Consider the following 13,019-nt stretch of genomic DNA (forward strand, 5'->3'; position numbering starts at 1 on the left):
TTAAGTTATGAAAATTATTATCCCGCTGCAAACCTGCTCCACGCGTATTCCGCATAAAAATATTCGCCCTTTTTATCAGGACGATTCGCTGTTCGACATCAAGGCCAAGCAAATCTTGACCTTTGAAGCGCCAGAAAATGTCTATGTGTCATCGGAAAGCGTGGAACTGGTCAAACCGTTATGTGACAAGTATGGCTTTCACTTTATGCAGCGCGATGCCTCCCTGACCGGCAACAAAATTTATCAGCCTGACCTGGTCAAAGCGCTAACCGACCCGCTGCCTGGTGACGATGACATTATGTGGATTCAGGTCACCTCGCCCTTATTTAATCAGTTCAAGGAAGCTTTGGCGGTCTGGAAAGATGTCCGCAACGATTATGATTCGCTAGTTGCCGTCAAACCGTTCAAAGGGCATTTGCTGGATGGCAAAGGCAATCCGGTCAACTATGGGTTTGGCTACTGGCACAAGGTCTCGCAAGACCTGCCCAAGTTATATTCGGTGTTGTGGAGCCTGTTTATTCTCAAACGCGAGACGGTCAACCGCTTTCACTACCATATCGGCGTCAATCCCTACTTGTTTGAAACCAACCATATGGTGGTCGATATTGACTACCATGAGGACTTCGAGCTGGCAGGCATGATTTACACCAAGCTACACGGTACGATTTAATTCACCGCCAAATCATTCACGCCGCGCTTACATGGCTACGCCAGCGCGGCGTTTGCGCTGGTACTTGGCGTAAAGCTTGTCCGCACGCTGCGCAATGGCACGGTAAATTGCCGACTCCCCACGCAGTAACTGACGGTCGTCACCAACATAATGCCGTAGAAATGTGAGCAGATCTCCGCGAGTCAATTGAACATCCATGGCTGAAAAATACAGCGCAGCCAGATCTTTCATTTGCATACGTTGCGAAGGCTGTGCGCGGATTTCTGCTCTATGCAAATCCAGCACATGCAATCGTGGCGGCAGCAGCGTCAATTCAGCCGCTTTAAAGCAGAAATGGCAGATATAAAAGTCACGATGGTAGAGCGGATACGCATGCATCTGACGTGCAATCTCCGCCACCCGACGGATCAACGCACGCTTGAACCGCAGTGTGGGCGGTGTGATTTTCCACTGTAGCGCCAAATCCTCCAGCGTGACAATCTCGCCCAAATCCTCGGTAATCACAAATGAGCGCTGAGTGGCGGGCAGCCAGCCCTGGATGCCATGCCCCACATAAGGCGTGGTGGGAATATGCAAGCGGTGCAAGGCGGCGATGGCCGCCACCTCATTCTGCGCATTCACCACCGGGCGTTTAAAGCTGAGCCAGTTTTTGAACAACTCGCCCCATCCCACACCAAAATGCCGTTTAATAAAAAAATGCTGGCCCGCCAGCGCAATCCGCAAGGTCTCGCGTTCGGCAACCTTGCGGAAGCTTGTGCCTGGCAACTGCATAAAAAAATCAAACACATCCGGCCGTTGCCGAATCTCGGCAGGCAGCGGATTTTCTGCTTTAAATTGTACCGTGGTACTCATGACGCCTTGTCTTTGTGCAAGGCCAAAAAGCGGCTGCAATTCTGGATCGCCTGCAATAACAATGGTTGATATTTGGCCATGAGGCTGTCTTGCGCGCTGGCAGATAACGATTCATCGTGCGGCCCGGTCGGCACAAAATGATCCACGCCATGATGCAAATATGGAATACGGTATTTCATATCCGTTGTTTGCACGCCAATAGAGTGCCAGTCACTGACCACAACAAATGGGCGTGACTGCTTAGTCAGCAACGACAGGCCAAGCGAATAGCTGCTGCTATCCTCAGGCGCACCCAAGGCCTGTAATAACGTTGGTGAAATATCCAAATGGCTGGTCATACGCTCAATTTCGGCATGCGCGTGCTGCGGCATCCACACCACCATGGGCGTATGTGTCTGCTCCTCAACAAAACTTGAGTTATGCCCCCAGAAGCCCTTTTCCAGAAACTCTTCTCCATGATCGCCAGTGATGATGACAATGGTATTGTCTAATGCGCCCTGCGCACGCAGTTCATCAAGCACCCGCCCCATCTGTTGATCTACCCAATGGGCAGCATTGGTATAGCGGTTTTTGAACTCGCCGATCTTGGGCTTAAGCGACTCGCGGCTCATGCCCCAGTAATTCACATCCTTCAAATACGGGGAGGCAATCACGGCTTGCTCGGGGAAGTCATAACGCGCATGCGTAGACTCAAAGAAGAAAAAGCTCATAAATGGCCGCTGCTTATCCCGCGCACGCAAAAAGGCGATTTGCTCAGAGGCATTTTGTTGGTCACGCTGCCAGGGGGTTAACTTCTCCTCCGCCTCGTGCAGCTGTGCAAGCGGTACGCTGGCGAATAAGGTTTTATTAAACTCGGGATAAGAAAACAGTGCGCTGGTACGCAGGTCGAGTTGGTAGTTCAAGGCCTGCACGCGCTGCATGAGCAAAGGCGGTTGTTGTGCATGTAAAAAGCTGGACCAGTAAGAGCCATATAGTCCATAAAACATGCCGAACAGGCCTTCACGCGTACCGTTGCCACTGGAATAGTGGTTTTTAAAATACAAGCCTTGCTGCGCAAATTGCCAGACATGAGGCATGATCTCAGGCGTTAAACGATCCCAGCGCAGAGACTCTGCCACCAGAATGACAATATTGGGCGGCTGCTGGACGGCGCTAAACGTCACCGGCGATAAAGGATACTGAATTCTGGAAGTATCCACATTGAGATGGTTACTGCTATGGCGCACCGTTTGCACGCCCATTTTTTCTGCCCAACTGCGGAAGGTAATCCGTTTATAGAAGGGATACACCGTCGCCGAATCAAGAATCGCCCCGTTATTTTTGACATCACTGATGCCATATAAGACAGCTTGCGCGACAAAGGCCAGCAGCACAATCAGGTACAAAGGCCGTGTCAGCAATAACGCGGGCTTGAATGACTGCATGCGCGTACTCAACCACCAGGCAAACAGCTGAATCAGGATGACAATTGCGACCGATACGCCGATGGCCACATAGGTCTCGTCGCTGGTCCCCAGCGAAGCCAGGCCGCCTTTGGTGGTGACAAGATTCCAGATAAAGCCGTTGAAATGAAAGTTATACAGGTCATAAATCATTAAATCCGATCTGACCAGTAAAATCCCTATCACGGAAAATGTGAGCGCCAATAGCGCGGTGTAGCGGTTGATGGTGCGTGCCAGCAACGATTGCAGCCAGGCCGGGATTAGGGTCACGACGGCATAGGCAAAACTGTAAAACAGCCAGGCACAGACATGAAACCAGAAGGCCGCGCCAGAGGTTGTTTGCGCACCAATGCTGAAGAACCCCCAGCAGGTGGCTAGCATGTGCAGTGTAGTCAGGCCTAAAAACAGTTTGAGTGGTGAAATTTTCTTCATGGCGGCATTCATCTTTAAGCAGTCTGGCGACGATTAGGGCGCACAGAAAGCCGTTACAGGCGACAATTCAAGCTGATGACAAACGGTCACCCCATGCGTCTGGCAGTAGGCTTGCCAGTCCGGCATATCGGTCCAGTCTGCGACAAAAATGAAATCCAGCCCGGCGCCAGTCGAAGCCTGATGATCAAAGCGGCTATCGCCAATAAACAAGGCCGGGAACTGGATGGTCCCATCGGCAATCATGCTGGCCAGGTGCTCATTCTTTTTAGTCGGTCCACCATAAATGCCCAGTTCAAACAGCGTATCCAGGCCACGGCGCGGGAAAATTTGCCGCAACTCTGTTTGATCTCCGCCAGACAGCAGCATCCACTTGGCGTTTGCGGTTTCTTTTTTCAAATCCATCAGTGCAGGCGCAACCTCACACTGCATCAGGGTTTCATCCAGAATCTCGGTAAACGCATCCATAAAGGCCTGAAACCGCTCAGGCGTTAAAGGCTGTTTGATAATCTCGGTGATGTAATAACGGATTTTGTCATTGCGCGGGATGCTGCCCAACTGGATATGATAGTCCACAAAGGCCTGCGCCTGCGCCTCCGTCCCCCCCATCCGCTTGGCGGTGTTGTAATAGGCATCCACTTTCGTCTGGTTGCTATTGAGGACAACGCCATCGCAATCGAGCACAATGGTTTTATACAGGGAGAGGTCTGGTCTTTGGGACATAACGGCGTGGGCTTGGCAAATAAAAAAGGCTTGTATCACTACAAGCCTTCATTATAGACGATTTGTCTAACGCTATACTTATTTGGCCGCCACGATCGCAGAAGCCTCTTTCGCCAGCTTGGTGATCTGTGCCCAGTCCTTATTGGCCACGGCATCGGCAGGCGTCAACCAGGTGCCGCCGCACACAACCACGTTAGGCAACGCCAGGAATTGCGGGGCACTTTCAACGCTGACACCGCCCGTTGGGCAGAATTTCACATCAGCAAATGGGCCGGCAAAGCCTTTGAGCAGGTTAATGCCACCCACAGCGACTGCCGGGAACAATTTCAGGAAGTAATAATCATCGGCATTCGCCATCATGATTTCTGAGCCGGTAGACACGCCTGGCAACAGTGGCAAGCCGATTTCACGGGCATATTTACCTAACTCGCTAGTGTAGCCTGGGCTGACCGCAAACTGGCAACCTACATCCTTGGAGTTTTTCGCATCTTTCAGGTTACGCACGGTCCCGGAACCCAAGATCGCGTCAGGCACATGCTTGGCAATTTCTTCCATGGCTTGCAGGGCAACCGGGGAACGCAATGTGACTTCCAGCACCTTAATACCGCCTTCCAGCAACGCTTCGGCCATCGGCACCGCATCTTCCACTTTGTTAATGACAATCACCGGAATCACCGGGCCATGATTTGCTAACTCTAATGTGCTCATGTTTTGAATATTGACCTAATAAATAAAAAAATTGTTTTTTTAATCGTTTGCTTTATGTAAATGAAGATTGCTAAGCAAAACTAGGCGCAGGCGCGTAGACAGTACGAATAGTACGGCAAGCAAACTGCAACGACGTATTGCGACGCAATGTGCATTTACAACCAGGTAACGGCGCCTTCTTCGGCCGACAGCACATTCCTGCGCATGCCACCAAACAACTCACGGCCCAAGCCATGGGCGTTGTAATGCCGTTTGGCATCGCTCAGCTCTTCAGCCTCGCGCTCAGCCCAAGTGTCTTCATCCACCAGCACATTCAACTGACCGACGGTCCCATTGAGGCGGATGATGTCACCGTTGCGGATTTTGGCAATCGGGCCACCCGCGCTGGCTTCCGGACTCAAGTGAATCGCAGCAGGAATCTTGCCTGAAGCACCACTCATGCGGCCGTCCGTCACAATCGCTACACGGAAGCCCTTGTTTTGCAACACAGCAAGTGGTGGTGTCAATTTATGCAACTCTGGCATGCCGTTGGCTTTAGGGCCCTGGAAGCGCACGACAGCAATGAAGTCACGCTCCAACTCACCGCGGTCAAACGCGGCCAGCAACTCTTCTTGCGCATCAAACACAATGGCTGGCGCTTCGATGATGTGGCGGTCTTCAGGGACGGCAGAAATCTTGATCACGCTGCGGCCAAGGTTACCCTTGAGCAGACGCAGGCCGCCGGACTCGTTAAACGGATGCGAGGCTGTGCGCACGATGGTTTCATCACCACTTTCGGCCGGGTAGTCTTTCCACACCAGCTTGTCCGCTTCTTTTTCCGGCTTTTTACCGTAATCGCGCATGCCGCCGCCACTCACGGTGTAGACATCCGGATACATATAACCGCCTTCGATCAGTTCGCGGATCACAAAACCTGGCCCACCAGCTGCTTGGAATTCGTTGACATCTGCCTTACCGTTTGGATAAACACTGGCCAGCAGTGGCGTCCCTTTAGCCAGATAATGGAAATCTGTCCAGTCAATGATAATGCCCGCAGCACGCGCAACCGCTACCCAGTGAATCAAATGGTTGGTGGAACCGCCAGTAGCCAGCAAAGCCACCATCGCGTTCACGATCACATGCTCATCTACCAGACGGCCAATCGGCACGAATTTATCTTTTTTAGCGTTTTGCACTACCAGACGCACCGCTTCACGCGTCAAGTCTTCACGCATGCCATCATGCGGGTGGATAAAAGCCGCCCCTGGCACGTGCAAGCCCATGGCTTCCAGCAACATCTGGTTACTGTTGGCCGTACCGTAGAAGGTACAGGTGCCGGCACCGTGGTAAGCCGCAGATTCGCTGGCCAGCAACTCATCACGGTCACACAAGCCTTGTGCATATTTTTCACGCACTTTGGATTTCGAGGTGTTATCAATGCCAGTGCTCATCGGGCCCGCTGGCACAAATACACATGGCAAATGCCCAAAATGCAAGGCGCCGATCAACAGGCCGGGCACGATCTTGTCACAGACGCCCAGCAGTAATGCTGCATCAAACACGTCATGAGACAAGGCAATGGCCGTACTCATGGCAATGGTATCGCGGCTGAACAGGCTCAGCTCCATGCCAGGCTCGCCCTGGGTAATCCCATCACACATGGCAGGCACGCCACCGGCCACCTGCACGGTTGCGCCATGCTTGCGTGCTTCATCACGAATAATATCCGGATAGTTCACATACGGCTGATGGGCGGACAACATTTCGTTGTAAGCAGTGACGATACCGACGTGTGTCGGCTTCTCGGCGTAAATCTTGAATTTGTCGTTTTGTGGCATGGCCGCAAACGCGTGTGCCACGTTGGCACAGCCCAAGCGGTCCGGGCCTTTTTCACGGTTCAGGTAATCATCAATGCGCTGCAAATACGCCTTGCGGGTCGGACGGCTACGCTCGATGATGCGTTCTGTTACTTCAATGTGAGATTGTTTCATTGACTATCGCTCAACTGTGTTTTAACTACCTGATGAACTATCCTGGTGAACTGCTTTGAACTTGCTATTGCGTCACAGTATAGGGTGAAGATATATGAATCCAAACAGGCTCCCTACCCCCGATTATCTCCAAACTGCTGCACTACGTCAAATTGAATTACCCGAATCCAACATTTTTTCAGATGATTCAATGACTTAAAACAATATGCCTCTTTTTCGCGTAGTGCATTGACACTCATGGAATGTAGCCAGACATCAAGCAGATTTGGTCACCAGAATATCTTCCAGCATCAGATATTCCAGATCACAGCCATAAAACATATTCAGGGCATCAGTCGGGCTACAAATCATCGGTTCGCCGCGTCTGTTAAGCGAGGTATTGAGCACCACGCCATTACCACGCAGTTGCTCCAGATGCTCAATCAGCGCGTAGTAGCGTGGATTGGTGGCTTTGGTCACAACCTGTGCACGTGCCGTGCCGTCCTCATGGACCACTTCCGGAATGCGGTTTTTCCAGGCCGGGTTCACATCAAAGGTGAAGGTCATGTAGGGCGCCGGATGGTCGGTTTGCAGAATATCCTCCGCCACGCGGTCCAGCATGCTGGGGCAGAATGGCCGCCAGCGCTCACGGTATTTGATCTGGGCATTGATGCGGTCCGCCACGCCAGGAAAACTGGGATCACCCAGAATGCTGCGGCAACCCAGGGCACGCGGGCCAAACTCCATGCGCCCCTGGAACCAGGCGAGTGGATTCCCAGCGGCCAGCAATTCTGCCGCTTTACGTGGGCCATCTTCTACACGGGTAAAAACAGGCTTGGACGGATGCGCTTCACAGGCGGCAATACACTCTTCATTGGTGTAAGAAGGCCCGAGGTAAGCGTGTTCCATTTTATGGATGTTTTCGCCCGCCAGATGTGCAGCGTAAGTCGCCGCGCCCAGGCTGGTACCGTTATCGCCAGAAGCAGGCTGTACAAATAATTCTTTCACGTGTGGCAAGGCGATAATGCGCTGATTCAGCTTCACGTTGAGCGCAACGCCGCCTGCCATCACAATCTTGCCGGTCTCGCGCAGAATATCGCCCAGATAATATTCAATCATCTGCAAAGCCAGGTCTTCCAGCAGCTTCTGTACACTGGCAGCGTAATGAATATACGGGTCGTCAATCTCGTCGCCCTCACGCTTGGGGCCTAGCCATTCAATCAGTTTGGGCGTGAAGTAGTAGCCTTTGCCATTTTCTTTGTAACGGCGCAAACCGACCACGTTGACGTATTCGGTGTTGATGATGAGCTCACCGTTTTCAAACTTGGCCAGGCGGCTCAAATCATATTTGTTCGGGTCGCCATACGGCGCCATACCCATGACTTTAAATTCACCATCAAGCATCTCAAATCCAAGAAACTCGGTGATCGCGCCATACAGGCCACCCAGTGAATCCGGGTCATAGAATTCCTTGATTTTGTGAATCTTGCCATGTTCCCCATAGCCAAAAAACGTGGTGGCATATTCCCCTTTGCCGTCAATGCCGACAATGGCGGTTTTTTCCTTGAAGCCACTCAGATGATAAGCACTGGAAGCATGCGCCAGATGGTGTTCAACCGGCACATATTTGGCTTTGCTCAACCCAAGCTCTTCCATCAATTTGAGTGATTTGTCGCGGTTGCGACGGAAACGGCGGTTGCCATTAAAAATGGCGTCCAGTGCACGGTCTGGTGCGTACCAGTAGCGCCTAGCGTAATGCCAGCGCGCAGCCGACGTCAGCGGAATTTCACCATAAGGGAAAGCCACGATATCGACTTGTTCAGGGGAAATGCCCGCCTGTTTCAGGCAAAACTTGGCCGCTTCGTAAGGCCAGTGATTTTTGGCGTGCTTGTCGCGGATAAAGCGCTCTTCTTCTGCCGCAGCGACAATTTTGCCATCTACCAGAATGGCAGCCGAAGCATCATGCCCCAAGGCACCGGATAAACCTAACACAATCATGCAGAAACTCGCGTAACGATCAAATCAATCGAATGGATTAAATGGAAATGCCCGCCAGGGTGAGTGGCGTATGGTCTGGATAAACCGTTTTAAATCTATCCACCAGCGCATTATACAGTGAACTATCCGGTTTCCAATTTTGCAGCAGCCGCCGCAGGTCGCGTGCATGTGCGCGCAAGGCCATTTGCGCACAGTGATGCTGGCGCATGCTGTCCAGATCAATCACCACGATCTGGCCTTGATCGGTGACCTGCAAATTGCTGCCTTTGAGGTCGCCATGTGACATTTTGAGCAGATACCATTGATAACAAAGCATGACCAATTGCTCCACCACCTGTGCCTCAAGCGCAGGATCGCGAGGCTGCTGAAAAAAGGACAGCACATCGGGCCAGGGGCTAAATGCGGAGACAAAATACGCGCGGCCACGCAGCCCGCAGTAACGGCGTTCGTACATCAACATGGGTTGCGGGGTCAGCATGCCGTAATATTGCAGGCGGTGTGCATTTTGCCACGAGGCGGCCGCCCGACTGGGCCGCCAGGCCCGGCTCAAGGCATGCAGCCAGTGCTTGATGTTATAGCGCTTGATCACGACAGGCTGATCTTGCAACTGGGTATGACCCACGGTGCAGGTGTTGCCCGCCTTCAGGGTCTGCCCCACATGCATGGCCACTTCCAGCGCAGGCAAGTCGGTGGGATGCAATCCGCCAGCGGTACTGACCGCCTGCACACTTTGAGCCGTCTGTTGCCAGGTCACATCGCTACAGGTTCGGAAAATTTTACGCGTGACGTAGTGTTCCACCTCACGCGTCTTCATCTGTTGCGCCCAAGCCAATACTTGTGCAGCTGTGAGGCTGCGCGGCCAGCCGCGTGCATGCAAATAGACATCCAGTAGCCGTTGCGTCCACTGCATCTGATCCAGTACCTGCAACTTCGAAATCAACTCGGCGAGTTGCAGGTGCGCCTGTTTGCGGCTCAGTGTTTGCTGACGGATCCCATCGCCATCAATGGCCCACACCACGCCTTCTGCCAATAAAAAATTCTTTAAATGCAAATCGGTTTGGCATAATCCTGCGACATGCTGTGCTGCCAAGGCCTCAACCAGCAGCGCCAGCAAAGCATATCTGCCCTCTGCAGGGCATGCGGAATAAGCTTCTGCGGCATTGACCGCATTGGGAACAGCGGCATAAATCAATGCGGCTAGCGGCTGGGTGCCGTCATGCAGTGTGCCTTGCCATAACAAGGCTGGCGTACGGATGCCCGCAGCCAGCATGCGGCGCGCGCCGTCCGCATCCCGCGTGGCGTAACGTGACGCTTCCTTGCCCGCAAATAGCTTGGCATAGATCGCCTGGCCATCCCAAATTCCACGCAACACCCAGCGCCGCTCCTTGAGCACGCGGACCAGCGTGTCCAATTGCAAGGGCGGCTGGGCGTCCATGGCAAATTCAATGCGGATGGGGCCCGGCGAAGTGAACTGGTGCAGGGTCATGCTTGCGCAGGTCGTCCTAACAGCAAGAGCGCCTGCTGCAATACTTCTTGCGGGCGTATGTCCGCCATGCTGTCTTTTTTAATCAATTGCCGGTTGGCGCGGTGCGGATAAGGCCCAGTCAACAAGTGATTGGTCGGGCCAAACAGCCCCAGCATCGGCACTTGGGCGGCAGCTGCGACGTGAAATACACCACAATCATGTGAGATAAACAAATTGGAGCGCTCCATCAGCTGGCGCAAGTCTGCCACCGTGGTTTTACCTGCGAGGTTAATACTGTTAGGCACCGCCTTGGCGAATTTCTTTGCCAGAAAGGCTTCATTGCTGGTGCCGGTAATCACCAGTCGTACGCCCGGGATGGCTTGTACCAGCAATTGTCCCAATTCAATATAGGCATCAATCGACCACAGTTTTTTATCATCGGCACGCCTGGCGTAAAAAAACTTCCAGCCATGCAATAGCGTGGTGCCACAGCCCAGGTGAATATTGATCACGGTGTCTGCAGGCTGCACCTCAAAGCGTGACAACAAGCTCACCTGACCGGGCGCGCTGTAGATTGCATAGCAACGGTCTTCATCGGTGATTTCAATCTGGCGCTGTAGCTGCTGGCTCAACCATTGCTGACAAAAGGCTAGCAGTTGTTCCGCATAATGCACATCGGTTTTATCGATGGTCGCCAGTTGCAGGCGCGGATCATTAAAAGGCAGCTTTTTGAGCGCATTTTTATTAAACGCCAGTACCGCGTCATAGTCCTGCGCGAGCTTATTGACGCGGCGGAGACTACTGGTCACCCACAGCTTGTTGATGGCCGGGTTGTGTTCAAACACCTGTGCGCTCAGGGCATTCAGCGCGACTACATCAATGCGTGCCTGTGGCAGATGCTTGCGCAAAAACCGGATAGCCGGCGTACAGAAGATATTGTTGCCCGTGCTACTCGATGTCAGTATTAACAGTGAATTAACCATGTTTCATTATCTCTTGTTTAAACGCTTCAATCCCCAGCGCAGCCACCACCAGCCGCAGCGTTGGTAACACTGGCCATGCTCGCTTGCATAGGCTTGATACAGCTGATACAACAGGCTGTCCGGCCAATCCTGCAAACGGCTCATGAATTGCCGCAAATCCCGCAAGCGTTGCCAGGCTGGCAGCCTCATATGCTTGGCTTTTTCGAGATCAATAAATGCAATCTCATAAGCGCCAGACGTTTTGTGCTCAGGCAGCGCGCGGACAAACAGGTGCTTGGGGTATAGCGCCCGATGCTGTATGCCCGCAGCGTGCAATGTTTTTAACGCCTGTGCGACAGCAATCAGCAACGGCGGATTGGCAGTCATATTGGCCGCCGTGCAATACGGAGTAAGCTCCTCATAGCCTTGCAGTGCCTGCGTAGCCAGGATGGCCTGACGGCCCGCTGGCACATCGCGTACGCCCGCGTAAACCACCTCTGGCACCCTCACCCCCTGCGCCCGTAAATACTTGAGCATGTCATATTCAACCATAAAGGTCGGCAAGCCACGCCAGGGATAGCGCCAGCTAAAGCGGGTATGGTTCTGCTGGCGTTTCACATAGAGTTCAACCAGTTGATGATCAGCACATGGCAATTGCCAGCGCCCGACCCCACTCCAACCGCCTCTTTCCAGATTGGGTGGCTCCAGCCAGGCAATCGCCAGTTGCCACCAGGCATCAAAGTGGTCCATGCGCTGCGCAATCAGGGCATCGCGGACACGGCCCTCTTCGGTTTGAATCTCACTTATTTTCAAAATTAATCAGCGAATAGACGGGTTAGCAAACGACGATTTGTTAATATGGCAGGATTAGGGGGTGGATTTTAACAGAATGCACCCTGAGTGCGATTTTCCACGAGGCAGATTTTTTGATGTTGGTGTTTTTTTGCAAATGGCTTTCAAAGTTACCCTTAGGCTGCGTCCACCGTCTGGGCGCAGTGATTGGTCGATTAAGCTGGCATCTTGATCAAAAAAGTACCGGTATCGCTATTGAGAATATTCACCAAAGTGGCCTGTGCAAAGACAAGGCAGCAGTTCAGCAACTGGCCAAAGATAGCCGGATAGAAGCAGGTAAATCCCTGATGGAATCCCTGTTTATCTGGGGCGCCCCACAATCCGGCTTGCTGCCGTTGGTAAAAGCAACGACTGGCTGGCACTTGGTTGAAGCAGCACAACGTGCGGGCAAAGGCTTGATTTTTCTCACACCACATCTGGGTTGCTTTGAAATCACCTCTATTTATTATGGCAGCCAACACCCGATCACCGTGCTCTATCGCCCCCCCAAACTGACCTGGCTGGAAGGCCTGCTACAAGAAGGCAGGCAAAAAGGCCAGGTTGCGCTGGCGCCCGCCAACGCCGCCGGGGTCAAAAAACTGCTGCAAGCGCTCAAACGTGGGGAAGCCATTGGCATTTTACCTGACCAGATTCCGCGAAATGGTGAAGGCGAATGGGCCGATTTTTTTGGCAAACCGGCTTATACCATGGGGCTAGCCAGCAAACTAGCCGTGAAATCAGGCGCAACGGTCATTATGGCGTTTGGTGAACGCCTGCCCGCTGGCGAAGGCTTTCATATCCATCTGTCCAAGGTCGAAGACATACAGACGCCCGCACTGCTGAACCAGGCGATTGAGCGGCAGGTATCCCAATGCCCGGTGCAATACCTGTGGCAATACAACCGTTACAAACAAAGGCGTTATGCCATGCAAAAACTGCAGCCTAAACAGAGCGGAATGGAGGACGAGCACTAACTCGCCCATGCGAAGA

The 13,019-nt window shown here is 52.8% G+C and carries 11 protein-coding genes; 2 read left to right on the forward strand and 9 right to left on the reverse strand.

Going from position 1 to position 13,019, the window contains the following annotated elements:
- Nucleotides 1–7: 7 nt before the first annotated feature.
- Nucleotides 8–670: a CMP-N-acetylneuraminic acid synthetase gene (locus tag INP77_RS02665; RefSeq protein WP_194747143.1), complete on the forward strand. Its 663-nt coding sequence runs from the start codon at nt 8–10 to the stop codon at nt 668–670.
- Between the two features lie 27 nt (nt 671–697).
- On the opposite strand, the gene rfaP is transcribed toward INP77_RS02665, so the two are convergent.
- From rfaP to INP77_RS02710, 9 genes are all read right to left on the reverse strand, one after another.
- Nucleotides 698–1,522, reverse strand: a complete 825-nt coding sequence (gene rfaP / locus INP77_RS02670) for a lipopolysaccharide core heptose(I) kinase RfaP (protein WP_194747144.1) — start codon at nt 1,520–1,522, stop codon at nt 698–700.
- Nucleotides 1,519–3,396 carry a sulfatase-like hydrolase/transferase gene (locus tag INP77_RS02675; protein ID WP_194747145.1) on the reverse strand — a complete coding sequence of 626 codons (1,878 nt, stop codon included), beginning with the start codon at nt 3,394–3,396 and terminating at the stop codon, nt 1,519–1,521. The genes rfaP and INP77_RS02675 overlap by 4 nt, the downstream gene beginning before the upstream one ends.
- 33 nt (nt 3,397–3,429) lie before the next feature.
- Complete coding sequence (locus INP77_RS02680; RefSeq protein ID WP_194747146.1) at nt 3,430–4,116, reverse strand: HAD family hydrolase; 687 nt, start codon at nt 4,114–4,116, stop codon at nt 3,430–3,432.
- A gap of 78 nt (nt 4,117–4,194) precedes the next feature.
- The gene (eda, locus tag INP77_RS02685; protein WP_194747147.1) at nt 4,195–4,824 is read right to left on the reverse strand and encodes a bifunctional 4-hydroxy-2-oxoglutarate aldolase/2-dehydro-3-deoxy-phosphogluconate aldolase; all 630 of its coding nucleotides are present in this window, start codon (nt 4,822–4,824) and stop codon (nt 4,195–4,197) included.
- 155 nt (nt 4,825–4,979) lie between these two features.
- Complete coding sequence (gene edd, locus INP77_RS02690; protein ID WP_194747148.1) at nt 4,980–6,794, reverse strand: phosphogluconate dehydratase; 1,815 nt, start codon at nt 6,792–6,794, stop codon at nt 4,980–4,982.
- Between the two features lie 255 nt (nt 6,795–7,049).
- Complete coding sequence (locus INP77_RS02695; protein WP_194747149.1) at nt 7,050–8,771, reverse strand: carbamoyltransferase; 1,722 nt, start codon at nt 8,769–8,771, stop codon at nt 7,050–7,052.
- 37 nt (nt 8,772–8,808) lie between these two features.
- Nucleotides 8,809–10,257 (reverse strand): lipopolysaccharide kinase InaA family protein, encoded by a 1,449-nt coding sequence (locus INP77_RS02700; RefSeq protein ID WP_194747150.1) that lies wholly within the window; start codon nt 10,255–10,257, stop codon nt 8,809–8,811.
- Nucleotides 10,254–11,219: a glycosyltransferase family 9 protein gene (locus INP77_RS02705; RefSeq protein WP_194747151.1), complete on the reverse strand. Its 966-nt coding sequence runs from the start codon at nt 11,217–11,219 to the stop codon at nt 10,254–10,256. Before INP77_RS02705 ends, INP77_RS02700 begins: the two co-directional genes overlap by 4 nt.
- A 6-nt stretch (nt 11,220–11,225) precedes the next feature.
- Complete coding sequence (locus INP77_RS02710; protein WP_194747152.1) at nt 11,226–12,011, reverse strand: lipopolysaccharide kinase InaA family protein; 786 nt, start codon at nt 12,009–12,011, stop codon at nt 11,226–11,228.
- A 116-nt stretch (nt 12,012–12,127) separates the two neighbouring features.
- On the opposite strand from INP77_RS02710, the gene INP77_RS02715 reads away from it, so the two are divergent.
- A complete protein-coding gene (locus INP77_RS02715) occupies nt 12,128–13,003 on the forward strand; it encodes a lysophospholipid acyltransferase family protein (RefSeq protein ID WP_194747153.1) in 876 nt (291 codons plus the stop codon).
- Nucleotides 13,004–13,019: the final 16 nt, after the last annotated feature.

Origin of the sequence: Methylophilus sp. 13, from assembly GCF_015354335.1 — a bacterium.
Classification (GTDB): Bacteria; Pseudomonadota; Gammaproteobacteria; order Burkholderiales; family Methylophilaceae; genus Methylophilus; species Methylophilus glucosoxydans.